Here is a 23,373-nt window from a genome sequence, read left to right as displayed (position 1 = left end):
GCGTGCTGCTTCCTGGCGATCACCGGGTGATCGCCAGGGGCCGGCGGGAGCTCTCGGAGGCCGGGCCGGGCTCAGCCGGCGGGCGCTTCCCGGAGCGCGGCGCTCGTCTCGACGTCGCGCCCGTCGAGCCTGCGAAACTCTCGATTCACCATGACGAGCACGAGGAGGGACATCGCCACGTCGATCGCCGTCGTCCCCCAGTAGACCCCGCTCACCCCGACGAGCCTCGGGAGGAGCCACATCAAGGGAACGAAGAGCACCACCTGTCTCAGGAGGGCGACCACGCTCGCGAGCTTCGCCCTCTCCAAACAGGGGAACAGCACCAGCGCGTTGAAGACATACGGCAGGAGGGGCAGCACGACGATGTAGATCCGGAAATCGAGCAGCTGCTGCGCGGTGAACTCGGACCCCGGCAGCAGGAAGCCGAGGACCGCGTTCGGGGCGAGCATCATCGCGAGCCAGAACGGCAGGACGAACGCGACCCCGGCGAGCCCGAAGAGGCTGAAGGCCCGCTTCACCCTGGCGTAGCGCTGCGCCCCGTAGTTGATCCCTTCCACCGGCTGCAAGGCGCGCATCAGCCCGAGCATGGGGGTCAGCATGAACAGGAAGATGCGGTTGCAGGCGGCGTAGAAGGCGACGTCGTTCTCCGTTCCCTGCCCCGAGACCGCGTTGTAGACGACGACGTTCTGGGCGATGCCCATGATGGTCAAGATCATGCCCGGCATGCCCAGGGAGACGATCTGCTTCCGGATGGCCGGATCGATGCGGATCGTGCGCCAGGCCGTGTCGAAGGAGGCGCGCCCCCTCGCGAAATACAGGAGCCCCACGGCCGAGTACACGAACATCGCCGCGTTGGTGGCCCAGGCCGCGCCTTGCACGCCCCAGCCGAACGTGTCGATGAACAGGGGCTTCAGGATGACATCCACCAGCAAGCCGAGGGAGATCATCCACGCCGCGGTCTTCATCTTGCCTTCGCCGCGCACCGTCATGTTCACGGCCAGACCGTGCACCCAGAACACCGAGCCGAGCGCCGTCACCTTGAAGTACTCGGTGCCGTACGCAAGGATCTCCCCTGTGCCGCCCATCATGCGCACCAGCGGCTCTGCGAACACGTAGGCGAGCACGGTGTAAGGCAAGCTGAGGAGCAGCGACAGCCCGTTCACGCTGCCCAGCAGGCTGTGGAGCTTGCTCTTGTCGCCGGCGCCCAGGTAGATGCTGAGCGCCGTGCCCGCGCCGGTCCCGACCAGGCTGCCGAGGCCGAGCGTCATCTGGGACAAGGGATAGGCGATGCCGACGCCGGCCAGGGCGCTCTTGTTCATCAGCTGCCCCACGAACACGGCGTCCAGGAAGGCGTTGAGCCCGTAGAGCACCATGGCCAGCACCGCCGGCCAAGAGAGCTCCCACATCACTCTCGTCAGCTTCCCCTCGAGGATGAACTGCTTCTGCGTATCTCTATCGTTCATGGCACAGATCTCCGTCGATTCGGTCTCATCGACTCCACACGGCTGACACCGCGCCGCCCTCCACGCGCGCAACTGCAACGCAGCTGGAAGAAATCTGCTTTCATGACGTCCCCACATCGAGAGCGCAGACGTGAGCGTCCGCAGGCGCCAGGGTGCCCACGAAGCCACCCCATCGGACGAACGCGATCCGACAGGCAGCCCCAGGGCACACCGCGCCCCTGCTCCTCCCTCTCCAGCGTGCTTGCCATCTCCTAGCATGCGAGCCGGCGCAGATGCAATTGATTTTTATTTTCATCGCTCACGCCACCGGCGGGAGCAGCATTTCGACCCCGGTTTGCAGGGATTTTCTGCCGCCCAGTCGCGGAGCGCGCGGCGGTCGGCCCGCGTTGCCCGAGGGCGATCGCGGAGCGCCGGCGTCGCGCCGCGCGAGGATCCTCGGCCCCGGGCTGCGCGCCGTAGTACATAACCACGAGCACATCCCTGGAAGGAGCGCGCGATGGCAAAGCTCATGGTCTACGAGACGTTCTCCAAGTCGGATATCGAGGCGCTGCTCGACGCCGGCGTCATCGTCAATCTCGCGTTCGACGCGTCGCACCCGAAGCAGGAGAAGACGGTCCACCTCGAGCTGCTCATCGACGCCACCCAGGAGGCGATCCTGCGGCTCAGGAGCCGCCACAACGAGACGTACATCAAGCTGAAGGGCGCGCTGATGCAGGGCGCGGGCACCTACAAGCTCGAGTGCCACACCTTCGATCAGGACATCGTCAACAGCTCGCCGAAGTCCTATGAGATCCGTCAGAACCGCGCGATCGTGCGGTACGGCGACATCGGTACCATCATCCAGGACATCGGCTGGTGGTGAGCGCCGGCGCGGGGTGGCCGGCCGGCGTCGGAATCGGAATCGGTGGCCGCCTCCGTATCAAGGCAGCGAATGCCGCTTCAGCGTGGCCCACCCGATCTCGGGGCTCCCCCAGGTCATGCCGCCTCCCTCCGTGGTGCACAGCGTCACCTCCGCGCCGTTTGCGCAGCTCGAGTACGTCGAGCAACCGTCGCTGTCCGCCGCGCTCGGTGATCCCGTGCACCGGTTCAGCTCGGCCCACCTCTCGAAGGTCCCCACGGCGCCGAGGAAGGTGATGTTCGCGCCGTTCGGCGCCTGCTGAGGCCCGCCCTCGTAAGGTACAAGCAAGTCCGCGGTACCCCGGAACGAGATCTCGGTCACCGGCCGCGACGGCTGGCAGGGCTGCTCCGACTCAACGAGAAGGTCGAAGGCGCTGGGAGCGACCGCGGCAAAGACGTCAGCGGCGTTGCAGACCAGGTGGTAGGCCATCCCGCCGCCGTTCGCGACGCCGACGGCATAGACCCGCTTGAGGTCGACACACGCCTCCTCCTGGACCGCTTGGACCAGGGCACGCGCGAACCCCACGTCGTCGACGTCGCGCGACGTCGTGCAACACGGACCGATGTTCCACGCGCCGTCGATGCCCTGCGGCCACGCGACGATGAACCCCTCGGTCTCGGCCAGCTCGCGGTACCCAGAGGCCTCGGCCTCCTCCGCCGGGCTCCCGCCCAGCGTGTGGTAATCGAGCACCAGCGCCATGGGGCCAGCCCCCGTGTAGTTTGCAGGGAGGCGAACGACGTAGCTGCGGGTGGTGTCCCCGACCGTCACCGTGCGCTCGTTGTCGCCGAGCGAAAGCGTGGTCGCCGGGCACGCGGTCGCCGTCTCGCCGTCGCCGGGCGTCCGGCAGAAGCCGCCCTGACAGCGGAACGGCGCGCCGAGCGGCTCGCAGTCGGCGTCGCCGCTGCAGGAAATATCGCAGAACGCAGCGCTCTCGGACGCGTCGCAGGCCGCCTCGGCAGACCGCTCCGCCACGGCCACGCACTCGGCGCCGAAGACGAGCGCCGTACACTCGCGGGCAGCCGAGCAGGCGCGCGTGCAGACGCCGCAGATGCAGGAGAGGCCGTCCGCGCAGCTGGCATCACAGCTCCTGAGAAAGTTGGTCTCGCTCCCGGTCTGAGGGCCGATGTCCCTGCAGGCCGAGCCGAGGAGCGCCCCGCCGGTCACGCTCGCGATGAGGCACGCCGTCACGACCACCCTAGATCTCATCGCCGCCCCCGCTGTCCTGCTGGATCAAGCACTGTCCGATGTACAGGACGACCTGTGTGTACCTGTCCGGCCTCTCGTGCGTCGCGTTGTAGGCTTCGACCTGCTCGCGCAGCTCGACCAGCTGGGCACGCAGGCGCCCCAGCGTCTCGTAAGCCCGCTGTTCGTGCGGATGGCCGGGCCACAGGTCGAGGGTATAGGTGCTCCCCCCGACGCGGTCGCCGAGGCCGGGCGCGGAGCGATCCTCGCGCAGCCGGCACAGGATGGTCTTCACCATCGCCTGGAAGTGATCGAAGATCGCCGCCTCCCACCCCACAGGCGAGCCCAGCAGCACGTAGAGGCTCCCGGCGCTGTATGTCGCGCCCGCGCCCTCCCCGGTCCGCTCGACGCGCGCCGATTCCACGAGACGCCCCAGGGCCGCGTCGAGCTCCGCGCGCTCGATGTGCGTCCGCTGCAGCAGCTCGTCGCGCGCGAGCGGGCCCTCCCGATAGATGATCGCCCAGACCAGCTCGTCGACGCCTTCGCCGGAGCGGAGCGCGCGCAGCGCGCCCAGCTCGTCGTCGGACACCGCGCGATACACCACCTGAGCCCCCTGCCCCGCCTGGAAGATCAGGCGGCTCTCGCAGAGGTCGAAGAGCACCCCGCGGAGCAGGACGTCATCCTCGCCGGCGAACGCCCTCAAGATCTCGGCCCGCGGCGTGATCCCCCGGCGACGGATGTGGTCCAGCACGGCCTCCCAGAGCGACCGGCCGCGCTCGACCGAGCTCTCCGTGATCCGCCGGACGCGGCGCTGATAGGTCCGGAGCCCCATGCCGAACATGTCGGCGCTCACCTTGCGGCTGACCCCTTGCCGCTCGAGCTCGGTGACCAGGTCCTGAAACACCTGGTCTGCGAGCTGGGCCAGGGGTGCGCGCCAGCCGCCCGAGGTCGCCAGCTGGGCGATGAGGACGGTGGTCTGACGAACGATGGCATGAATCAGCTCTACCGTCATAAATTGATGAGTATCGACGAGAAGCCTCGTCGCTCGCCGCAGAGTAACGTCGCGCCGGCCATCAGGGGAGTGACAAACCTGACACCCGCCGGGCCTCGGGCGTGGGGAGGGGCAACGAGCGGCAAACCACGGGGCCCGCAGGGTCGCTGCGGTGTGAGGGAAGCCGCTTCCCTACGTGGACAATGGACCTGAGGTAGCGACGCTGCGGAGCCGCGGACTCATCGAGCCGCTCGGCCTCGGGTCTCCCTCAACCCACGCACCGTCAGCACCAGCTCCTCCAGCGTGTCGACGATGCGGTCGGCGCCCGCAGCCTCCAGCTCCGCGCGCGACCCATAACCCCACGTCACCCCGATCGCCACGAGGCCGTGCGCCTTGGCGCCGAGGACATCGTGTTCGCGGTCGCCGATCATGCAGACATCGGCGGGGGTGAGCGACTCGCGCTCGAGCGCGTGCGCGATGAGCTCGGCTTTGGTCGAGCGCTCGCCCGACAGCTCGGCGCCGTAGACGCGGGGCACGTGCGAGCGAAGGCCGAAGTGGTCGATGATGCGCTCGGCATAAACGGCCGCCTTGCTGGTGACGAGGCAGAGGCCATGGCCCGCCTGGCAGAGCTGCGCGAGCGCCTCTGGCACACCGGGATACACGCTGTTCTCGAACAGGCCGAGCGTGCCGAAGCGCTCCCGATAGACGCGCACAGCCTCCTCGATGCGGGCGCTGTCGCGCGTCGCCAGGATCTCCGCGAACGCCTCGCGCAGCGGCGGACCGATGAAGCGGCGCACCTCGGCGAGGCTGATCGAGCCGTGCCCGAGCACATGGGCCGCGTGCACGAAGCAGGCGGCGATGCCAGGGGCCGGATCCGTCAAGGTGCCGTCGAGATCCAGAAACAACGTGCGCATGGCGGCGCACGTAGGGCACCGAAGGGGGCGGCGGCAAGGGTCGCGAAGAGAAGCATGGGCGACACGTTGAAACCCGCGCGTCCGGCGCGCCCCGCGAAGCCGCTGCGATGCGGTCCCCTGCGCCGGCAGTCGCCGAGCGGGGGATGACAAATCTGTCCAAGGGGGGCGACGACGATCTAGCCGTCTATTCGAGCGGGTCGCAGCGGCAATAGAACAAGGACGGTCGGACGCGAGGCGAGAGCCCGCGCAGGTCCTGGCCAACGCCCCCTAACCGAAGGTGACGACGATGAATTATCCTGCTCTTTCCTCCCGATTGGTGGTCCGCTGCGCTCTTGGGACGGCCGTGCTCTGCCTCGGAGCTTGCAGCTCAGAGAGTGACTTGAACGACGGTTCGGAGTCGGAGAGCGCCACAACCGGAGGGACGACGAGCACCAGCGGCTCCACGACCGGAAGCTCGACGAGCGCTGGGACAGGTGCTGGAACCTCCAGCTCCGTCGGGGTGACCGCGGGGACGAGCGGTGCAGGAGGAGCCCCGAGCGGCGGCACCGGCGGTGCATCCGGCACCGGCGGAGGTGGCACCGGCGGCGCAGATCCGAGCGGACCGGCGTCGGTGGGCAGCACGAGCACGGGCGGCGATCCCGGAACGGGCGGCGGGGATGACGGCCTGCCTCCAACAGGCAACAACTCGGTCGCGTACACTGGCTGCTCGATGGCCAACAACATCGGCACTGGCTACAAGCGCGTCGGCGGCAAGATCATGTGGAACTCGGACAATTATCAAACGGGCGCCATGGTGGTCCAGAACTGGACCAACCCCAGTAGCTCTTCCTGGCAGCTCTTCGACCAGAAGATGGCGTCGATCGGAGGGAAAGACGTCGTCAAAGCCATCATGGTCCAGATCTGCATCTTGTCCCAGAAGGCGACCGACAAGGAGCTCCGTGACATGGTCAACGCGGCGCGCCAGCACGTCAACCCGGGCACGCACATCTACCTCGTGGGTCAGCCGGTCTACAACGCAGGACATGATTGCTTCATCGCGGGGACGGGCGGCGCCGACTGGACCGACATGAAGGCGCAAGAGCTGGCCAAGGACCCGACCATCAACGAGAACATGAGCTATCTCGGGAAGTTCATCCTCAACAACGACGCGGGCGAGGTCAGCGACGGCTGCCACGCCAGCAGCCCGAAGGGCGAGAACGTGCTGGGAGAGCAGGCGAAGGCGTTCTTCGGGGGCTGATCGGGGCGCAGGCCCAACGAGACCGATCTGCGATGTCGACGGGCGCGCGCCACGCGTGGTGGCGCGCGCTGCGGCGGCGAAACCCGGTGACCATGATTTCGCTTGCCCCTCCTTACCACGCCGTCTGCATCGCGTTGTTCGGGCTGCTGCTCTCGGCAGGTTGCACCTGCGGGAACGACGAGAGGACGGCGGCGGACGAGGCGATCGCGAAGGACCGAAGCAGCGGCCGCGCGGGCGCCTGGGCTGGAACGGCGCCAAGTTGCGCCGGGCTGCCGGCGACCTGCGGACCCTCGGGGAACGAGGACTGCTGCGAGAGCTTGCTGGTTCCCGGCGGAGCTTTCGCTCGAAGCTACGACGGCGTGGACTATCTGGATCGGAGCTACCCGGCGACGGTGAGCGACTTCTACCTCGACAAGTACGAGATCACCGTGGGTCGGTTCCGGGCGTTCGTGAACGCAGGCATGGGCACGCAGGCCAGCCCGCCTGGGGATGGCGCGGGCGCACATCCAAAGATCCCAGGCTCTGGCTGGAGCTCGGCGTGGAACACCAAGTTGCCGCCGAACACGGCCGCCCTAAGAAACGCCCTGAACTGCTTTGTCCATCAGAGCTGGATGGACATGGCGGGGAGCGACGAAGATAAGCCGATCAACTGCCTGGACTGGTACGCGGCGTTCGCGTTCTGTGCGTGGGACGGGGGACGGCTGGCGACAGAGGCGGAGTGGAACTACGCGGCCTCCGGGGGCAGCGAGCACAGGTATTATCCGTGGTCGAAGCCAGCGACCTCCACGGCGATCGATGACAGCTACGCGGTCTACTGCGGCGGCACCTGCAGCCTACAGAAGGTCGGTTCGAAGTCGCCCAGAGGCGACGGGAGGTGGGGGCAGTCCGACCTCGGCGGGAACGCGTGGGAATGGACGTTGGACTGGGACCCGGTCCAGTACCCGATGCCATGCCATGACTGCGCCGCCGTGACAGCTGGCGCCTACCGGGCCTTCCGGAGCGGCAGCAACGACGACCTCGCCCCGACCCTTCGGTCAGCCACCCGCCATGTCTACTACCCCGAGCTCCGAGGCAACATCGGGTCGCGTTGCGCCAGAAACCCTTGAGCCTGTCGGTCACCGGCATGCCATGTCACGGTCGCCATCACGCTCTGCCATGACGCCGCACACCGCCGCGGCCGCCTGCGCTACGCGAGGGATCGAGGCTGGGCCGGGCGGCTGGGCGCGTAGGCTCGAAGAAATGCGCGCACCCCCTCGACGAGGAGCTCTCGCATGCGGGCGTCATTCGGGGCGATCGCCGGTCCGAACCCGCTGGCGGCGAGCAAGAAGGTCAGCGCGATGAAATGATCGGCCGCCTGCCGGGGGTTCGGCGCGTCGAGCAGCCCTGCACGCGCAAATTCGGCGAACCGCTCCGCGATCGCCTCTTCCGGAGCGTTCATCATCCAGTGGTCGCGACCGCGCAGCTGGGACAGCTGAGCGGACTCCATCGTCACCAGCCGCAGGAGGGCAAGGTAGTCCACCGAGCCGAGCATCTCGGTCACGACCCGCGCCGAGAAGGTGATCAAGGCGTCCTCCAGGTCCGTCACGTGCGTCAAGGTGTCCTCGATGGCCCGCCGGATCGCCGCCATGAGCAGGTCACCCGTGGACTCGACGACGGCCAGCAAGAGAGCCTGTTTGTCGCCGAAATAGTCATACACCGTCCTCTTGGAGACGCCGGCGCGAGCGGCGACGGCATCGACGCTCGAGCGGTCGAACCCGTCGGCCAGGAACAGCTCCCGGGCCGCCACGAGGATGGCGGATCGCTTTTGCGCGGACCCTTCACGAAGAGCCTTTTGTGCGCCGGTGGAGGACATGCACCTCCAGGTATAGCCCATTTCGGCCTCTTTTTGCCCTGGCCTTTGTATACTACACGGTGTAGTGTAGTCGACGTCAGAGCTACCTGGGCGGAGTGGACCGCGATCGGCAGCTGCTTGCCCTGCCTCGTGGCGGCGGGCGGGTCGCGCCGATCTCTCGCGGATGCGCCCTCCGCCGCTGCGAGCTCACACCGAAGGAAGGCGGACACATGGCGACTTCGCGGAACAAGAAGATCCTGATCTCCGGCGCGAGCATCGCCGGCCCCGTGCTCGCATACTGGCTTCACAGGTACGGCTTCGAGGTCACGGTGGTGGAGAAGGCCGGCGCTGTGCGAAGCGGCGGCTACCCCATCGACATCCGGGGCACCGCGATCGACGTCGTGAAGCGCATGGGCGTGTTGTCGCGCATCGCAGCCGCGCACATCGACTCACGCAAAATCACGTTCGTCGACGGCGACGGCGCGCTCCTCGGGTCGATCCGGCCCGAGGCGCTCACCGGCGGCAAGGAAGGCCGGGATCTGGAGCTGCCTCGCGGAGAGCTCACGACGGTGCTCTACGACGCCGTCCGAAATGACGTCGAGTTCCGCTTCGGCGACTCCATCACCACCTTGAACGAGCACGGCGGCGGCGTCGATGTGCGCTTCCAGAGCGGCCTGCAACGCCCCTTCGACCTGGTCATCGGCGCTGACGGATTGCATTCGAACACACGGCGGCTCGCCTTCGGGCCCGAGGCGCAGTACCACCGTTATCTCGGCTACTGCTTCGCAGGGTTCACCATCCCCAACACCCTCGGGTTCTCTCACGAGGCGTTCATCAGCAACACGCCCGGGAAGGCGGCCGTGCTGTTCGCGGCCGGCGACAGCGATCGCCTGCACGCCTTCCTGACCTTCGCCCGTCCCCAGCCTCCCTTCTCGGAGTTCGCCGACATCGAGGCGCAGCGAAGGTTGACCGCCAGTGTCTTCGCCGGCGCCCGCTGGGAAGTACCGCGGATGCTCGCCGCTCTGCAGGAGGCCACCGATGTCTTCTTCGACGTCGTCAGCCAGATCCACATGCCTCGATGGTCGAAGGGAAGGGTCGCCCTCGTGGGAGACGCGGCCCACGCTCCGTCGTTCTTGTCGGGCCAAGGGACGAGCACCGCCATGGTCGGCGCCTATGTCCTGGCGGGGGAGCTGGCGACCCATTCCGACTTCAGCGCCGCCTTCGCCTCGTACGAGCGCGTCATGAGGCCGTTCGTCGAGGTGAACCAGTCGCTCGCCGGCGGCGGCGCGGCCAGCCTGATCCCCGCCACATCGCGAGCGCTGTGGATCCGGAATCAAGCGCTCCGGATGGCGCCATGGCTGGCGTGCACGGGGCTCGCCGGTCGCAAGGGCCGGAGGGCCTCGACGGCGCTCACCCTCCCCCTCTATGGCGTCCAGGCCAGCGGATAGCCCTCGAGTCGCCGAGCGGATCGCAGGTGCTAAGAATTTAGCACGCGATGCTTGCTAATTTTTTAGCACCGGGCTACGGATGGACGTCATGCCGAAGCCGCCGCTCACGCGCCGAGAGCGCGAGATCATGGAGATTTTGTACCGCCTGCGCCGCGCGACCGCGCACGAGGTGAAGGACAACCTCGCGGATCCGCCCAGCTACTCCGCGGTCCGCGCGCTGCTGCGCCTGCTGGAGGAGCGCGGGCACGTCAAGCACGTCGAGGAAGGGCAACGCTACGTCTACACGCCGGTCGCGGCCCCGAGCGAGGCTCGCAGGAGCGCGCTGGCGCAGGTCGTGCGGACGTTTTTCGGAGGCTCGGTCGAGCAAGCGGTCACCGCGCTGGTCGACACATCGAAGTCCAAGTTATCGCGGGAAGAGCTGGATCGCATCGCCCAGGTGATCGAGCGCGCCAAGAAGGAAGGGGGTTGAGATGAGCCCGATCGAGATGAGTCCGCTGCCGTTCCTCGTCGATGCCACGCGGGGCGCCGTGCTCCTCGGGCTCGCGCTCGCGGTGATGCCGCTGCTCCGCCGCGCGCCGGCCTCCACACGCCGGCTCGTGCTGGTGCTCGGGCTCGCGGCCGCGGCCCTGGTGCCGGTCGCCTCGCGGCTCGCTCCGGCGTGGCGGGTGCTGCCAGTGGCCGAGCTTGGCGTCGCGGACGCGAGTAGACCCTTCGCCGAGCCCATCGGGGATGCCATTGCCCCGCCCTCCGTCGAGCCTGTCTCCCACGCCGTGGTGCAGGCTCCGCCCACGCAGGTCGCCCTGGCAAAGCAGTCCTTTCCGTGGGGCCCGGCGCTCCTTGCCGTGTGGGCGCTCGGGGCGTCTGCGGTGCTCGCTCGCCTCGCCCATGGCCTCGCCAAGGCGCGTGGGATCGCCCGGCGCGCAACCCCGCTCTCGTTGCCCGGGATCACGGCGACCCTCGGCGAGGCGCGCATGAAAGCCCGCGTTTGCGTCAGCGCCGAGGTCGATGTGCCGGCGGTGACCGGGGTCTTTTCGGCGGTGGTGCTGGTGCCGCGGGAGGCGCTCGAGTGGAGCCAGGCGCGCTGGCGGGCCGTGCTGCTGCACGAGCTGGCGCACGTCCGGCAGCGCGATTGTCTTGCCCAGATCGTGGGGCAGCTCGCCTGTGCAACGCACTGGTTCAACCCGCTTGTGTGGCTCGCGGCGCGCAGGCTTCGCATGGAGCGCGAGCTCTCGGCGGACGAGCGGGTCCTGGCGAGCGGGACGCGGCCGACCGAATATGCCGAGCACCTGCTGGCCATTGCGACGAGCGCCGCGCGGCTCCGTGAGGTGCCGGGCGGAGCGCTCGGGATGGCGGAGCCCTCGCAGCTCTTTGCGCGGGTCGAGGCCATCGTGCGACCGCACGCCGGGTCTCTGCGCACGTCGGCGGCGCGGGGCGTTGCCATCACCGCGTCGGCTGCGGCGCTGCTCGGGGTGGTGGCGTGCGTCACCGCCGGCAAGGAAGGACCTGTCGCGGCCGTGGCGGCCAATCCGTCCGGGAGCTCGGCGTCGGTCGCTTCTGCACCGGCGGGCGCGTCCATTCCCACCTCTGCCTCCGCCGTTGCTGTCGCCACGCCGGCCTCTCTGGCCGATCTGACCGCGGAGGTCGCCTCCGTGCTGGGCGCCCCGGCCGATCGCCTGGAGCTCACGATCGATCGCGACATCCAAACGATCGTCGATGAAGAGCTGAAGCGGATGGAGGACGAATGGCACCCTCTCGCCGCCACTGCGATCGTGCTCGATCCAAGAACCGGCGAGGTGCTGGCCATCCATGATCCGAGCACCGCCGCGGCGCCGCGCGTGAGCGGCTCGACCATGAAGTCGCTCACCATCGCGGCCGCTCTCGACGAGGGGGCCATCGCGGTGACCGACAGGTTCTTCTGCGACAAGGGAGCACGGAGCTATGGCAAGGAGATCCTCCGCGACGCGAGCCCGAACGAGTGGCTCGCGGTGCCGCAGATCCTCGCGCTCTCGTCGAACATCGGGGCCTCGCGGATCTTCGACAAGCTGGGCGGCGAGGCGCTCGGGCGCTGGCTCCGGCGCTTTCATCTCGGCGAGGCGATGCGCATCCAGCTCCGCGGCGCGCCGGTCGGCGAGGTCCCTCCGGTCATCGCGGACGGCTCGCTCCGCGGCGGGGCCCTGGCATCGGGCCATGGCGCCGCGATGGCCAGCCCGCTGCAGATGGCCGCCGCTTATGCCGCGATCGCCAATGACGGCGTGTTCAATGCGCCGACGCTCGCCCGGCGCGCGCGGGGCGCGGACGGCGGCGTCCGCTTCGAGCACCACCCGGAGAACGAGCGCGTGCTCCGCCCGGAGACGGCGCGGGCGGTCATGGGCATGCTGGAGCGCGCCGTGAGCGACGAGCAGGCGACGGGCAAAGCGGCGCGTGTGCAAGGGGTGCGGGTCGCCGGGAAGACCGGCACCACGGACGAGGAATCGGCGGCGGGCGAGCCGCGTGCTTACGCGAGCTTCATCGGGGTCGCGCCGGCCGAGCAGCCGCGTCTCGTCATCCTCGTCGGCGCGGTGGTCGCCGCGGAGGGCGCGACGGGCGGCAAGGTGGCGGGGCCGGTGTTCGCGCGCATCACCGCGCGGGCGCTCGGGCGCTGATTCGAGCGCGCCCACGTCGACGGGTACGCGCCGCCGCCCTTTCCCCGGCTACGCGATCCGCTCCTCCCAGTCGATCCGGTACGCGTGCGCGCGCTCCTGCGCGGCGGCGCCGATCCGCAGGAACAGCGGCAGCGCCCTGTCGCGGAGCCACCCCGCGACAGGCCCCGAGACCGCCTTGCGGCTGCCGTTGCGGCGCGCCTGGCGGACGATCGCCTCGACCCGCGGCCGCCGCAGCCGCTCGAACGCCGCGAACGCTCGCTCCGGCTCGGGCTCGTCCCGCAGGCACCTCGCGAGGAGCATCCCGTCCTCCATGGCCAGCGAGGCGCCCTGGCCGGCGTGCGGCGTCGCCGCGTGCGCAGCGTCCCCGATCAGGCAGACCCGGCCGGCGTGCCAGCGCGGCATCGTCAGGATGTCGTGCAGCAGCCACGGACCGAGCACCTCGGGCGTCGCGCGCACCACGTCCGCGATCCAGCCTGGATCGCCCTCGTGGAGCGCGAGGATGCGCTCGCGGAGCGGCCCCGGCGCGGCGGCGCCCTCCGGCGCGGGCTCCCCGCTGTTGTGGAACCACCAGACCTCGCCCTCCGGCGCCGCGAACGCGCCGAAGAACGCGCGCCGGCCAAAGACCATCACGCTCCAGCCAGGATGGAGCGGCGCGCCGGGGCAGCGCGCGAAGCCGCCGAAATCGACGAGGCCTGTGTAGCCCGGCGCCGGCGCGCCGGGCAGCGCCGCCGTCCGCGTGCGCGATCGGACGCCGTCGCACCCGATGAGCACGTCGCCGCGCGCCTCGTCGCCGCCCTCGAAGCGCGCCACGACCTCGCGCGGATCCGAGCAGTCCACCCCTTCGAGCCGCATGCCGTACCGGATCGCGACGCCCCGCCGGGCCGCCTCCTCCGCGAGCGCGGCGTGCAGCGCGCCGCGCCGGATCATCACGAGCCCCGCGCCGAACCGGCGCGCCGCGTCGCGCTGATCGATCACGCCGATGCCCCGACCGCGGGCGTTCTCGAACCGGATCCCGTCGCACACCGCGCCCCGCGCCTGCACCGCGCGCGCGACGCCCAGATCTGCGAGCACGTTCATCCCGTTCGGCGCGACGCCCAGGAACGCGCCCTCCTGCTCCAGAGGGGCCGCGCGCGCCTCGAAGATCGTCGCCTCCACGCCGATGCGCTGAAGGAACATCCCGAGCACCGGGCCCGCGATGCCCCCGCCGATGAGCACCACCCGCCGCACACCTCGCTGTGTCATCTCGCCACCTCCAACCTCGATCCAGGGCCAGCATGGGTGGGACTGACGCTCATTGCCAGTGATGATTCGTGATGGTAATCGTCACCATTCGTGAACTTGTCGACGCTCGATCTCAACCTGCTGCTCGTCCTGCACGCGGTGCTCGAGGAGCGGAGCGCGGCGCGGGCGGCGCGGCGGCTCCGCGTCACGCCGTCGGCCGTGAGCAACTCGCTCGCGCGGCTGCGCGCGCAGCTCGGCGACCCGCTCGTCGTGCGCAGCGGGCGCGGCCTCGTCCCCACGCCCCGCGCGCAGCAGATCGCGCCGCGGCTCCGGGCCGCGTTCGGCGAGATCGCCGGCGCGATCGAGGGGGATCGCGCGTTCGACCCGCGGGCGACCACGCGCGCGTTCACGCTCGCGCTCTCGGACCTCGACCAGATCTGCAGCCTGCCGGCGATCGCGCGCGCGTGCGCGGCCGAGATGCCGCGCGCGACCCTCCGCGTCGTGAGCGTCGACCACCTCGAGGCGACCGGGGGGCTCGGCGGCGGCGACGTCGACGCGACGATCGCGCCCGCGCACCCGCTCCCGCCGGGCCACCACGCCGCGGACCTCTTCGAGCAGGACAGCGTGTTCGTGGTCCGCCGCGGTCACCCGTGCGCCCGCCGCCGGCTCACGCGCGAGGCGTTCAACTCGCTGCGCCACATCGACATCCACATCGCGCTCGGGCGCGGCGGCATCGGCAACCGCGCCGCCGTGGAGGCGCTCGCGGCCCAGGGGCTGCACCGCGAGATCGCCGCCGCCGTCCCGACCTTCTCCGCCGCCGCGGTCATCGCCGCGAACACCGACCTCGTCGCCGCCATGCCGCGCCGCATCGCCGAGGCGCTCGCGCGCCTCGCGCCGCTCACCCTCCTCGAGCCGCCCGTGGCCGCGCTCGTCTTCCGCATGCAGCTCGTCTGGCACGAGCGGACCCACGAGGACGAGGGCGCCCGCTGCTTCCGGGAGCTCGTCATCGCCGCGCTCCGCGACGGCCCGCGGGCGCGCGGCCGCGCGGCGGAGGGCACGAGGAAGAAGCCCAGTGGACCTCGGGACTCGAGGCCTACGTCCCGCTCACCGACAAGGTGATGATGCGGGCGCTCGGAAGGCCGCGGGTCACCGGCAGGGCCACCGGCCGCCGTCGAGGTCGAGCGGCATTTCCATGCTGTTGAAGCCCCAGGCGTTCGCCTGTTCGCAGAAGAGCGACCTGTCGGTCATGTGACCGGAGAACGGATCGTCGTACTCCACCTCGAACACGGCCTTGCCGTTCGCCAGGAAGGAATCGACGAGGATCTCGCACTCTTCATACTCGAAGCACTGCTCGTTCAGCGTCCAGTCGAAGTGCGGCCACAGGTCCTCCGCCTGCTCGATGTCGCCCTTGAGCCCCACGGACATGCCCATCTCGTGCGCGAGATCCGCGATGAACATGTTGTACGCGATCTGGTCTTCATAGGAGAGGGGGAACCCGGAGTCGTTGGCGTAACCGTCGACCTCGTCGGGCTCGATGGCGTCGAAGCCCTTGTCCTTGCAGACCTGGAACCGGGCCTGCATGATCGGCCCGAGGACGTCGATCTGCCGGATGTCGAGCCAGAACGAGCCTTCCCAGTGATAGTCCGGGTTGCCGTTGACCGACTCCGGGAAGTCGCCGGCGTCTGGCCGGTAGTCCTCGAACGCGCCGACGTCGACGTAGCAGATGACCTTGGCGCCCATCGCGTGGAGCGCGGCCACCGTCTCGGCCGGCGTGTACTCCCAGTCGATGTCGTAGACCGTGGGTGGCGGCGACTCGATGGGCGCTCCCGTGGGATCGACAAGGCCCATGTCCCTGGGGTCGTCCAGGTCCAGGGGGTGGTCGATCATCCAGTGCCACGACGTCTCGAGCGCCGGGATCCAGATGCCGGGCTCCCCGCCTGAGGACGTCGATGAGGTGGACGTCGATGACGTGGACGTCGACGCCTGCGTGCTCGAGCTGTCGGGCGGGTCCGGGCGCGAGCCCCCTGCCCCGCCCGGATCCACGCCGGCGTCGCCGCACGCGGCGTGCAGTGCTGCGAGGGCGAAGCTCAACGACTTGACCACCGCGGACCACGATCGATTCATGATGGCGCTCCTCCATCGCTCCGGAGCTCGCCGCCCCGGCTGGGCGCGGCGATGTTCACCCGGGACCCTGGCGCTGCGCCCAGGGGTGTCCTGTGCTTCCGGGTCATCTCCGCCTCGTCAAGAAAGTTGCCAGTGGACGAACCTTGAGCTCGTTAGGCTTCGCAGGCCTCCCTTCCACCGATCGATGTCCCGGCAGGCTACAGGCAAACCATGCTGGGTCAAGCTCTCCGGGACGGAGAGCCCTTCGAAGTCCGCGGTCGCGAGCGACCGAGGGCCCGCTCGCGCCTTCGTCCGGTGTAGAGGTCGCACGGTCCTGCGCTGGTCTCCTTGACAAGGTGGTGCAGCCGTCGGCTACGCTACCTTTCCCCGATGCTGGGCACGAGGGGGTGGGGTCACGGCGGGCTCCCAGGACCGCGAGGCAATCCATGAGCATGTATTACTCTCATCTTCTCGTCCCGCTCGATCCGGGTCTGGTCTTCAAGGCGGAGGCGATGACGGCGTTTCTCGAAGCCACAATGAGCGCTGGGTTCGTCGGGAAGAACCCCGAGCGGTTTGTGCGGACGGACCCCGAGCCCGTTGGGTCCTTCGTGTTCGCCATGTCGCGCGGGATGCCCAAGGCCGGCAAGGATCGCGGGCGCAACCCGGGATCGTGGCTGCGTCCCGACTCCGCGGAGGAGCTCTGCCGTTCCCTGGAGAATGATGACAACGCTCAAGCTACGGTCTGGAGCGAGTTCCGACCGGAGCGACCGCCTCTGCTTGCGCTCGAGGCGCTTCAAGGCGGGGCGCGGTTCGATATGACGCAAGCGCAGTTCGACGACGTCTACTACGTCGCGATCACATGCCATCGTACCCAGGTGCCCGTGTCGATGTCCGCCGACCGCGACTCCGACGATGCGGCGCTCGAATTCGGAGCGCGCATGGATCTCGTGGACGTTCCGCCGGTTGCCATCGCCAATTACCCCTACAAGGCCGGGCACATGGAGATCGCTGGAATCGCCGCCGCTCGATCATGGGTGAGCATCACCTTTGGCAACTACGTTTTTCCGCCTGCGCGGCTCTTCGAAGACCTCTTCTCGCGCGAGGGAGGTCTTCCATTTGCCGTGCCCGACTTCACGGCGCTCGCGGAGCGATGCCTCGGCTGCGATCTCCGCCAAACGTGCCATTGGTGCTGATGAGCCCCGACGAACTCGCCACGTGCAGCTGGCCCGACCTCCCGCCGAGGTATGCGACAGCGCTCCGCGCGGTCGTCGCGTTTGTATTCGAGACCTTCGAGCCACAGGCGATCGTCGCCGCGGGGTCGGTCGTCCGCGGCGCGGGTGATCGAACCAGCGATCTCGACATCTTCGTCGTCCAGGAGCGTCCGTACAAGCAGCGTCTACAGCGGTGGTTCGGCGACGTTCCGGTCGAGATCTTCGTCAACCCGGCACGCGCAATTCGAGCGTACTTCGCCAGCGAGCATGAGCACGGTCGCCCCTCCGCGGCGCACATGATTGCCACCGGCTTCCCTGTGTTCGGCGGCCACGCGATCGAGGGCCTGCGGGAGGAGGCCGCCGAGTGGCTGAAGAAGCGCGCCGTGCTCACTCCGGATGAGGACGCGTTCGCTCGTTATTCGGCGGCGACACTCCTTGAAGACGGCGAGGACATCGTGGAGCGCGATCCCGCCATGGCCAGCGCGCTGCTCGGTGAGGCGGTCATGGCGATGCTCCGGTACCACCTCCGCGCCGAGCGCGGGACTGTGCCAGGGGACAAGAGCCTGCTGCTCGAGGTCGAACGCAGCGACCGTGAAATCGCCGAGGCGGCGCGTCGCTTCTTCGGGGTCTCCACGATCGAGGAGCGCCAGCTCGCAGCGCGAGCGCTGGCTGACCGCACCATCCGTGCGCGGGGCTTCTTCGAGTGGGACTCCGAAAGGATCCCCGTGCCGGACGACTGACACGGAGCGCCGCCCAACGAGGGCTTGCGAACCGAAGCGCGGGTGCGCTGCGCACACCCCACGCGGCAGAAGCCGAGGCGTTCGGCGAGCGGGCGTTGTGCCAAGGTGGGTCCGGTATTTGCCGTCAAACGGTGGGCACAGTGCCCCCGTCGATCAGGTACTCGCTCCCATGGATGGACGCCGCCCTGTCGGAGGCGAGGAACGCGACGAGCTCCGCGACCTCTTCGGGCCATGCGGGACGCCCGATGGGGATGCCACCGAGCGCGTTCATGATGCCCTGCCGGGCCGTGTCTTCATCCGTACCGGCGTTGTCGGCAAGGCGCTTCACCAAGGCGTCGGCGGCCGTCGTGCGGATCCATCCCGGGGCGATCGAGTTCACGCGGACACCCTTCGGTCCCAGCTCCTTGGAGAGCGCCTTGCTGTACGTGGACAACGCGGCTTTCGCGGACGCGTACGCGATCGTCGCGTCGTGGAGAGGGAGCCGGCGCTGGATGGACGAAACGTGGAGGACGACCCCCGCGCCTCGCGCGATCATGCTCGGGAGGAGCGCGCGATCGAGACGCACGGCGGCCATGAGGTTGAGCGACAGCTCGTCGCTCCAGATGTCCTCGGTGAGCGACGCGAAGCCGCCGCCCGGCGCAGAGGAGCCGCCGACGGTGTGGACCAGGATGTCGATCCCGCCAAGCTCGCCCAGGACCGTGCGGACGACGGCGTCCACACCCGCTACCGTCGCAAGGTCGGCCTGTACGAAGACGTTCGGCGACTGGCCTGCCGGCAGCGCAGAGCGCGCCGTGGTCACAGTGAAGGCGCCCCCTGCGCCGAGGCGGCGGACGATGGCCTCGCCCGCCCCCTTGGTGCCGCCTGTGACGAGCACGCGCTTGCCGGCGAACTCCTCAGGATCGATCGAGAATTTGCGGGGCGTGTTCACTTGCATGGGCGATGGTTCCTCCTGGGAGACGATGACCCGAGGCCCAGCACGTGGGCCCCTCACACGCAAAGTTGGGCTAGGCTCATCGGGTGGCAAGAACGCACGAAAAGGTGGGGTACGCACCCGAAGGTGAGTATGACGAGCCGGCCACCCCCGAGATCGCCGCCGAGCGTGTCGAGCAGGCCCTCCAGCTCGTCAAGGGGCGCTGGAAGCTGGTGATCCTGTTCCGCCTCTTCGGAGGGAAGGTGCAGCGCTTCTCGGAGCTCGAACGCGCCATCCCTGGCGTCTCGCAAAAGATGCTGATCCAGCAGCTCCGGGAGATGGAGCGGGACGGGATGGTCTGGCGCGTCACGCACCCCGAGGTGCCGCCCCGGGTCGAGTACGGGCTCACCGAGTGGGGACAAGCGCTCTGCCCGGCGCTCGACGCGCTGCTGCGATGGGCAGCGAAGCGCGGCGCGTCCTCTCCCGTCGATGCGCGTTCGTGATGGCCTGGTTCAGCTGCCACCGGAGGCTGCACTCGAAGGGCTTGCTCCCACCGCGGGAGCATGATATGCCTTCCACTCCGTGCGGATCTTCAGCCGCAGCACTCTCGTCGAGTTCTGGACTCGGCATGCCGATGCCGAGATTCCGCTGCGGCTCTGGTTCTCCATCGTCCAGAATGCCACCTGGACGGAGCCCGCTGACATCAAAGCCGTCTTCGGAAGCGTCGATTTCCTTCCGAACAACCGGGTTGTGTTCGACATCAAGGGCAACAATTACCGTTTGATCGTTCAAGTCAAGTACGGCCCATTGTATCTGGTCTACGTCCGATTCATCGGCACCCATGCCGAATACGACAAAATTGACGCGACGAGCGTATGAGGGCACCGCGATGATCGAGCCTGTTGTGGATAAGGAGAGTCACGGTCGGGCGCTTCGCAGAATCGAAGAGCTCTGGGACGCGGAGCCGGGCTCGCCCGAGGCGCAAGAGCTCGATGCGCTTGCGACGCTGGTCGACGCGTACGAGCGCAAGCAGTTCCCTGTTGCGCCGCCAGACCCGATCGCAGCGATCGAGGCGCGCTGCGAGCAACTCGGGTGGACTCGCAAGGAGCTTGAGCCGCTGATCGGTTCCAGGGCACGCGTCTCGGAGGTCTTGGGCCGCAAACGGGCGCTCACGCTCCCGATGATCCGAAAGCTCCACGCATCGATGCAGATCCCGGCCGAAGTGCTGATCGCCCATCCGCCTCATTCGCGTGGGAAGCCGCCGCCGCGGCGAACGTCGGGACGGAGCACTCATGGTAAAGGCGCGAAGCGCGCCGCGTGAACGGCGCCTTCCATCTGACTCGAATCAGCCGCCGAACAAGCCCATGCTGCCGACCGCACTTCGCGCGGCAGCAGATGGGCAGATCGTTCGGCCGCGTACTTGGACCTGAACTACTTCATCCCACTTGCGAAGCTGCGGCAGGCAGGAACAGCCCCATGACGAATTGGATCAGCGGAGTCTGCGAAACGAACGGCATCAACATCCACTATCTCCGAACCGGAGGCGCCAAGATTCCCGTCGTCCTGCTCCATGGATTGATGGGGAGCGGCGCCTGCTGGACTCCTCTGGCGCGGGCGCTCGAAGGTGAGTTCGACGTCGTCATGCCCGACGCCCGAGGGCACGGCGGCTCGAGCGCGCCGCACCACGGATACCAGTACGACGATCACGCGAGCGACGTCGTGGGCCTCATCCGCGGCCTGGAGCTCTCCCGTCCGGTTCTGCTTGGCCACTCGATGGGCGGCATGACCGCCGCGGTGGTGGCGAGTCGAGGGGCGGGGATCCTCCGCGGCCTCATCCTTGTCGACCCGACGTTCTTGAGCCCCGAGATCCAGCGCGAGGTGCACGCCAGCGACGTCGCCGAGCAACACCGCCAGGCCCTCGGCTTACAGAAGTCTGACCTCGTTGCGAAGGCCCGAGCCCGAAACCCGCACCGCTCGCCCGAGATCATCGAGCTGCAAGCCGAGGCGAGGCTGAAGACCCGCATGGAAGCGTTCGACGTTCTCACGCCGCCCAACCCCGCGTACCGCGACGTGGTCAGCGCGATCGACGTCCCGAGCCTGCTTGTCATCGGTGATGACAGCCCCGTCGTCACGCTCGAGATGGCAACGGAGCTGCGGAGCCTCAACCCACGCGTACGGATCGAACAGGTACAGGACGCCGGCCACGGCCTTCCATTTCAACAACCCGAGCGCCTGGGAGAGGTGGTCCTGTCGTTCTTGCGTGAGCTGGCGTAGCTGCTGCGGTCACTCCGGCTCGCCCTCGGCGAGCGCGACGCGCTGGCCGTTCTCGGTCAGGACGCCGCGCCCGTGCCACACCATCAGCACCGCATAGAGCGCCGCGAGCACGCGAAAGCCGCTGAACAGGCCGAAGCGCTGCCCGAGCGAGCCGCCCGCCACCGCGCCGATCAGGCCCCCGGCCGGTCCCGAGAGCGAGAACAGGCCGCCCACCCGGCCGCGGCCGAGCTCGGCGGTGAGCGCCGCGAAGCGGTTGACGCTCGTGAGGTGCTGCACGCCCAGCCCGAGCCCGAGCAGGACCGCCCCGATCCACAGCGACGCGACGCCGAGGGGGAAAGCGAGCAGGAGCTCGGTCGCGAGCAGCAGCGAGAAGGCGATCGCGTAGCGGGCAGCGTCGCGCAGCGGCGACAGGGCGCCCCCGGCGAGGAGCAAGGTCAGCACGAAGACGGCGCCCTGGAGGGTCACGAGGCTCGCGGCTTGTGGCACCGAGAGGTCGAACTCGCGAATCGCGATCAACACAACGAACACGGCGAAGTAGGACATCGCCATCTGACCGCACAGCTCGATGAGCATGCTCTGGCGCAGCTCGCGGCGAGACAGGATGATCCCGACCTGTCCGCGCAGGCGCTCGAGGAGCGGCGTGGCCGAGCGCCCGCGGCCGGGGGGAGCCCCGGAGAGCACGCGATCGCCGACGAGGACCGTCGCCAGCAGCCCGAGTCCGGTCACCACGAACACGCCTGTGTAGCCGAGCAGGCCCAGGAGCTGCGCGCCGAGCATCGGGCCCACGAAGAACATGCCGAGCGAGTGGGACGCGCGCTGCCAGCCTGCCTTGCGCGGGCCGAGGCGAGGAAGCAGGTGAAGGAACTCGGTCTGGGTCGCGACCATGCGAAACGGGTTGAGCAGCCCGAAGAGGACCACGCCCGCGATGAGCTGCCAGGGCCGATCCATGTGGGTGAAGCCGATCAGATACAGCGCCGCGCCCGCGAGGCCGCCGAAGCGGAACAGCGGCCGGCTGCCGTGGCGGTCGATCAAGCCTCCGACCGGCATCGAGAGCAGCAGCATGCCGGTGAACTGCAGGCCGCCGACCAGGCCGATCTGCCAGGGGGTGGCGTGGAGCGAGGCGGCATACAGCGGCAGGACCACCTTGGCCACGCCGTTGCTCGAGCCCGCGAGCAGGCCGAGCACCATGAAGCCGAGGAGATAACGCTGGGGGAGAGGCGGCGAAGAGGTCGTCATCACGCGAACCGAGGCGAGCGGCCGGTCGATCGGCGCGTTCGTCCGCTGTGCCGAATCGGGTGGTGCTGCCGCGCGGGCGCCCTGCAAGCCACGCTCCCGAGCCGGAGCAGGCCCATGGCGACCGCTGGCTGCTGCGCCAGCAGCACATGCGCAGCACGCGCCTGCTGCTGGCGCAGCAGGGAGCATCCGGTACTGCGGAGACACGTCGTCCGGAGCGGAGGTTCGCGCAGCCTGTCGAGCAGCCGGTAGCTCATCCAGTCGGCCTGGGCGTCGGGGTGGCCGTCGCCGCGGCTGGCGCTCATGAAGCTCATGAGATAGCCGCCAGCGCGGCCGGGCGGCCAGGGCGAGACTTCAGCCCGGCCTGACCCGCTTGGCCGCAGGCCGGCTCGTACAGCGTGCGATCCACGCGTTCACGTTCGCGAAAGGCGAGAGGTCCACGCCGAAGCGGGCCAGGAACGGCAGCGCCGTCACGAGCGACACGTCGGCGAGCGAGAACTGGTTGCCCACGAGGTACTCCTTGCCCTCGAGCGCGCGGTCGAGGATCTCGATCCCGTTCGCGAGGTCCTGCTTCGCGCCCTCGGCGACCTTGGGGTTGCGTTCCTCGGCGGGGAAGCGCTCCAGGGTGTTGCGCAGGAGCCGCGTCGTCGCCTCGAACAGCGTGACGCTGCCCCAGGCCATCCACTTGAACGCCTCGGCGCGATCGGCGTTGAGCGCCGGGAAGAGGCCCTTGTCCACGCCGAAGCGCTCGCCGAGGTAGAGCAGGATCGCGAGCCCCTCGAAGATCGGCTTCCCCGCCGCGACCAGCAGCGGGACCTTGCCGTTCGGGTTGAGCGCGAGGTACTCGGGCTTGCGCTGATCTCCCGCCGCGAGGTCGAGCTTGACCTTCTCGTAGGGGACGCCGAGCTCCTCGAGCGCCCAGTGCACCCGGTCTGCGCTCGTCATGGGGGCGTAATAGAATTTGAGGTCGGACATGCGGCGAGCAGAACCCCGCCGCGCGCGGGCCGCAAGCGGGCTTCGTTCGTCGCGCATGACGCCGCCCGCGCCAGGTGTTCGACTCCTTCTCCTCCGCCGA

General features: G+C 69.0%; 24 protein-coding genes. 13 read left to right on the top strand and 11 right to left on the bottom strand.

Annotated elements, in window-relative coordinates:
* Positions 1–71: 71 nt before the first annotated feature.
* On the bottom strand, positions 72–1,463 hold the full coding sequence (locus WMF19_RS37885; RefSeq protein WP_437894821.1) for an MATE family efflux transporter: 1,392 nt from the start codon (positions 1,461–1,463) through the stop codon (positions 72–74).
* A 496-nt stretch (positions 1,464–1,959) separates the two neighbouring features.
* On the opposite strand from WMF19_RS37885, the gene WMF19_RS37880 reads away from it, so the two are divergent.
* Positions 1,960–2,325, top strand: coding sequence for a hypothetical protein (locus tag WMF19_RS37880; RefSeq protein WP_437325319.1), 366 nt, complete (start codon positions 1,960–1,962; stop codon positions 2,323–2,325).
* Positions 2,326–2,382: 57 nt separating this feature from the next.
* Here WMF19_RS37880 and WMF19_RS37875 read toward each other — a convergent pair whose 3' ends face one another.
* The 3 genes from WMF19_RS37875 to WMF19_RS37865 all read right to left on the bottom strand — a co-directional run bounded on the left by WMF19_RS37875 (position 2,383) and on the right by WMF19_RS37865 (position 5,448).
* Entirely contained in the window at positions 2,383–3,567 is a 1,185-nt protein-coding gene (locus tag WMF19_RS37875) for an alpha/beta hydrolase family esterase (RefSeq protein WP_437894819.1), read from the bottom strand.
* Complete coding sequence (locus WMF19_RS37870) at positions 3,557–4,555, bottom strand: hypothetical protein (protein WP_437894818.1); 999 nt, start codon at positions 4,553–4,555, stop codon at positions 3,557–3,559. Before WMF19_RS37870 ends, WMF19_RS37875 begins: the two co-directional genes overlap by 11 nt.
* Positions 4,556–4,773: 218 nt before the next feature.
* The gene (locus WMF19_RS37865; RefSeq protein WP_437894817.1) at positions 4,774–5,448 is read right to left on the bottom strand and encodes an HAD hydrolase-like protein; all 675 of its coding nucleotides are present in this window, start codon (positions 5,446–5,448) and stop codon (positions 4,774–4,776) included.
* 379 nt (positions 5,449–5,827) lie between these two features.
* Between WMF19_RS37865 and WMF19_RS37860 the strand changes: the two genes are divergently transcribed.
* Positions 5,828–6,685: a hypothetical protein gene (locus tag WMF19_RS37860; protein ID WP_437894816.1), complete on the top strand. Its 858-nt coding sequence runs from the start codon at positions 5,828–5,830 to the stop codon at positions 6,683–6,685.
* A gap of 92 nt (positions 6,686–6,777) precedes the next feature.
* Positions 6,778–7,791, top strand: a complete 1,014-nt coding sequence (locus tag WMF19_RS37855; protein WP_437894815.1) for a formylglycine-generating enzyme family protein — start codon at positions 6,778–6,780, stop codon at positions 7,789–7,791.
* 80 nt (positions 7,792–7,871) lie between these two features.
* Here WMF19_RS37855 and WMF19_RS37850 read toward each other — a convergent pair whose 3' ends face one another.
* Positions 7,872–8,558, bottom strand: a complete 687-nt coding sequence (locus WMF19_RS37850) for a TetR/AcrR family transcriptional regulator (protein ID WP_437894814.1) — start codon at positions 8,556–8,558, stop codon at positions 7,872–7,874.
* Positions 8,559–8,746: 188 nt separating this feature from the next.
* Here WMF19_RS37850 and WMF19_RS37845 point away from each other — a divergent pair, with 188 nt between their 5' ends.
* The 3 genes from WMF19_RS37845 to WMF19_RS37835 all read left to right on the top strand — a co-directional run bounded on the left by WMF19_RS37845 (position 8,747) and on the right by WMF19_RS37835 (position 12,606).
* Positions 8,747–9,964 carry an FAD-dependent monooxygenase gene (locus WMF19_RS37845; protein WP_437894813.1) on the top strand — a complete coding sequence of 406 codons (1,218 nt, stop codon included), beginning with the start codon at positions 8,747–8,749 and terminating at the stop codon, positions 9,962–9,964.
* A gap of 88 nt (positions 9,965–10,052) precedes the next feature.
* The gene (locus WMF19_RS37840; RefSeq protein ID WP_437325327.1) at positions 10,053–10,433 is read left to right on the top strand and encodes a BlaI/MecI/CopY family transcriptional regulator; all 381 of its coding nucleotides are present in this window, start codon (positions 10,053–10,055) and stop codon (positions 10,431–10,433) included.
* A gap of 1 nt (position 10,434) precedes the next feature.
* Positions 10,435–12,606, top strand: coding sequence for a penicillin-binding transpeptidase domain-containing protein (locus WMF19_RS37835; protein ID WP_437894812.1), 2,172 nt, complete (start codon positions 10,435–10,437; stop codon positions 12,604–12,606).
* A gap of 48 nt (positions 12,607–12,654) precedes the next feature.
* Here WMF19_RS37835 and WMF19_RS37830 read toward each other — a convergent pair whose 3' ends face one another.
* A complete protein-coding gene (locus WMF19_RS37830; protein WP_437894811.1) occupies positions 12,655–13,848 on the bottom strand; it encodes an FAD-dependent oxidoreductase in 1,194 nt (397 codons plus the stop codon).
* Between the two features lie 90 nt (positions 13,849–13,938).
* Between WMF19_RS37830 and WMF19_RS37825 the strand changes: the two genes are divergently transcribed.
* Positions 13,939–14,946, top strand: coding sequence for a LysR family transcriptional regulator (locus tag WMF19_RS37825; protein WP_437894810.1), 1,008 nt, complete (start codon positions 13,939–13,941; stop codon positions 14,944–14,946).
* 27 nt (positions 14,947–14,973) lie between these two features.
* Here WMF19_RS37825 and WMF19_RS37820 read toward each other — a convergent pair whose 3' ends face one another.
* Positions 14,974–15,951, bottom strand: a complete 978-nt coding sequence (locus tag WMF19_RS37820; RefSeq protein ID WP_437894808.1) for an endo alpha-1,4 polygalactosaminidase — start codon at positions 15,949–15,951, stop codon at positions 14,974–14,976.
* 491 nt (positions 15,952–16,442) lie between these two features.
* Here WMF19_RS37820 and WMF19_RS37815 point away from each other — a divergent pair, with 491 nt between their 5' ends.
* A complete protein-coding gene (locus tag WMF19_RS37815) occupies positions 16,443–17,123 on the top strand; it encodes a hypothetical protein (RefSeq protein WP_437894807.1) in 681 nt (226 codons plus the stop codon).
* Positions 17,123–17,881 (top strand): nucleotidyltransferase domain-containing protein, encoded by a 759-nt coding sequence (locus tag WMF19_RS37810; RefSeq protein ID WP_437894806.1) that lies wholly within the window; start codon positions 17,123–17,125, stop codon positions 17,879–17,881. Before WMF19_RS37815 ends, WMF19_RS37810 begins: the two co-directional genes overlap by 1 nt.
* A 124-nt stretch (positions 17,882–18,005) precedes the next feature.
* Here the strand turns inward: WMF19_RS37810 and WMF19_RS37805 are convergent, their stop codons facing one another.
* The gene (locus WMF19_RS37805) at positions 18,006–18,815 is read right to left on the bottom strand and encodes an SDR family oxidoreductase (RefSeq protein WP_437894805.1); all 810 of its coding nucleotides are present in this window, start codon (positions 18,813–18,815) and stop codon (positions 18,006–18,008) included.
* Positions 18,816–18,898: 83 nt separating this feature from the next.
* Between WMF19_RS37805 and WMF19_RS37800 the strand changes: the two genes are divergently transcribed.
* The 4 genes from WMF19_RS37800 to WMF19_RS37785 all read left to right on the top strand — a co-directional run bounded on the left by WMF19_RS37800 (position 18,899) and on the right by WMF19_RS37785 (position 21,065).
* Positions 18,899–19,294, top strand: coding sequence for a winged helix-turn-helix transcriptional regulator (locus tag WMF19_RS37800; protein WP_437894804.1), 396 nt, complete (start codon positions 18,899–18,901; stop codon positions 19,292–19,294).
* Between the two features lie 79 nt (positions 19,295–19,373).
* Entirely contained in the window at positions 19,374–19,670 is a 297-nt protein-coding gene (locus tag WMF19_RS37795) for a type II toxin-antitoxin system HigB family toxin (protein WP_437795367.1), read from the top strand.
* 10 nt (positions 19,671–19,680) lie between these two features.
* Positions 19,681–20,112 carry a helix-turn-helix domain-containing protein gene (locus WMF19_RS37790; protein WP_272102548.1) on the top strand — a complete coding sequence of 144 codons (432 nt, stop codon included), beginning with the start codon at positions 19,681–19,683 and terminating at the stop codon, positions 20,110–20,112.
* Entirely contained in the window at positions 20,109–21,065 is a 957-nt protein-coding gene (locus tag WMF19_RS37785; protein ID WP_437894803.1) for an alpha/beta fold hydrolase, read from the top strand. The genes WMF19_RS37790 and WMF19_RS37785 overlap by 4 nt, the downstream gene beginning before the upstream one ends.
* Positions 21,066–21,074: 9 nt before the next feature.
* On the opposite strand, the gene WMF19_RS37780 is transcribed toward WMF19_RS37785, so the two are convergent.
* The 3 genes from WMF19_RS37780 to WMF19_RS37770 are packed head-to-tail and all read right to left on the bottom strand — an operon-like array spanning position 21,075 to position 23,273.
* A complete protein-coding gene (locus WMF19_RS37780; protein ID WP_437894802.1) occupies positions 21,075–22,301 on the bottom strand; it encodes an MFS transporter in 1,227 nt (408 codons plus the stop codon).
* Positions 22,301–22,603, bottom strand: coding sequence for a hypothetical protein (locus WMF19_RS37775; protein WP_437894801.1), 303 nt, complete (start codon positions 22,601–22,603; stop codon positions 22,301–22,303). Before WMF19_RS37775 ends, WMF19_RS37780 begins: the two co-directional genes overlap by 1 nt.
* Before the next feature lie 49 nt (positions 22,604–22,652).
* Positions 22,653–23,273, bottom strand: coding sequence for a glutathione S-transferase family protein (locus tag WMF19_RS37770; RefSeq protein ID WP_437894800.1), 621 nt, complete (start codon positions 23,271–23,273; stop codon positions 22,653–22,655).
* Between the last annotated feature and the right edge of the window lie 100 nt (positions 23,274–23,373).

The organism is Sorangium sp. So ce124, from assembly GCF_051525235.1.
Lineage (GTDB): Bacteria > Myxococcota_A > Polyangia > Polyangiales > Polyangiaceae > Sorangium > Sorangium atrum.
Note: the sequence above shows the minus strand (reverse complement) of the source record. Positions and strands in the feature narration are given on the sequence as shown.

What these genes read in the sequence shown, in the direction of transcription:
- WMF19_RS37885 (WP_437894821.1), bottom strand. Translation starts at nt 1,463, where the DNA reads ATGAACGATAGAGATACGCAGAAGCAGTTCATCCTCGAGGGGAAGCTG.
- WMF19_RS37880 (WP_437325319.1), top strand. Translation starts at nt 1,960, where the DNA reads ATGGCAAAGCTCATGGTCTACGAGACGTTCTCCAAGTCGGATATCGAG.
- WMF19_RS37875 (WP_437894819.1), bottom strand. Translation starts at nt 3,567, where the DNA reads ATGAGATCTAGGGTGGTCGTGACGGCGTGCCTCATCGCGAGCGTGACC.
- WMF19_RS37870 (WP_437894818.1), bottom strand. Translation starts at nt 4,555, where the DNA reads ATGACGGTAGAGCTGATTCATGCCATCGTTCGTCAGACCACCGTCCTC.
- WMF19_RS37865 (WP_437894817.1), bottom strand. Translation starts at nt 5,448, where the DNA reads ATGCGCACGTTGTTTCTGGATCTCGACGGCACCTTGACGGATCCGGCC.
- WMF19_RS37855 (WP_437894815.1), top strand. Translation starts at nt 6,778, where the DNA reads ATGATTTCGCTTGCCCCTCCTTACCACGCCGTCTGCATCGCGTTGTTC.
- WMF19_RS37850 (WP_437894814.1), bottom strand. Translation starts at nt 8,558, where the DNA reads ATGGGCTATACCTGGAGGTGCATGTCCTCCACCGGCGCACAAAAGGCT.
- WMF19_RS37845 (WP_437894813.1), top strand. Translation starts at nt 8,747, where the DNA reads ATGGCGACTTCGCGGAACAAGAAGATCCTGATCTCCGGCGCGAGCATC.
- WMF19_RS37840 (WP_437325327.1), top strand. Translation starts at nt 10,053, where the DNA reads ATGCCGAAGCCGCCGCTCACGCGCCGAGAGCGCGAGATCATGGAGATT.
- WMF19_RS37835 (WP_437894812.1), top strand. Translation starts at nt 10,435, where the DNA reads ATGAGCCCGATCGAGATGAGTCCGCTGCCGTTCCTCGTCGATGCCACG.
- WMF19_RS37830 (WP_437894811.1), bottom strand. Translation starts at nt 13,848, where the DNA reads ATGACACAGCGAGGTGTGCGGCGGGTGGTGCTCATCGGCGGGGGCATC.
- WMF19_RS37820 (WP_437894808.1), bottom strand. Translation starts at nt 15,951, where the DNA reads ATGAATCGATCGTGGTCCGCGGTGGTCAAGTCGTTGAGCTTCGCCCTC.
- WMF19_RS37815 (WP_437894807.1), top strand. Translation starts at nt 16,443, where the DNA reads ATGACGGCGTTTCTCGAAGCCACAATGAGCGCTGGGTTCGTCGGGAAG.
- WMF19_RS37810 (WP_437894806.1), top strand. Translation starts at nt 17,123, where the DNA reads ATGAGCCCCGACGAACTCGCCACGTGCAGCTGGCCCGACCTCCCGCCG.
- WMF19_RS37805 (WP_437894805.1), bottom strand. Translation starts at nt 18,815, where the DNA reads ATGCAAGTGAACACGCCCCGCAAATTCTCGATCGATCCTGAGGAGTTC.
- WMF19_RS37790 (WP_272102548.1), top strand. Translation starts at nt 19,681, where the DNA reads ATGATCGAGCCTGTTGTGGATAAGGAGAGTCACGGTCGGGCGCTTCGC.
- WMF19_RS37780 (WP_437894802.1), bottom strand. Translation starts at nt 22,301, where the DNA reads ATGACGACCTCTTCGCCGCCTCTCCCCCAGCGTTATCTCCTCGGCTTC.
- WMF19_RS37775 (WP_437894801.1), bottom strand. Translation starts at nt 22,603, where the DNA reads ATGAGCGCCAGCCGCGGCGACGGCCACCCCGACGCCCAGGCCGACTGG.
- WMF19_RS37770 (WP_437894800.1), bottom strand. Translation starts at nt 23,273, where the DNA reads ATGTCCGACCTCAAATTCTATTACGCCCCCATGACGAGCGCAGACCGG.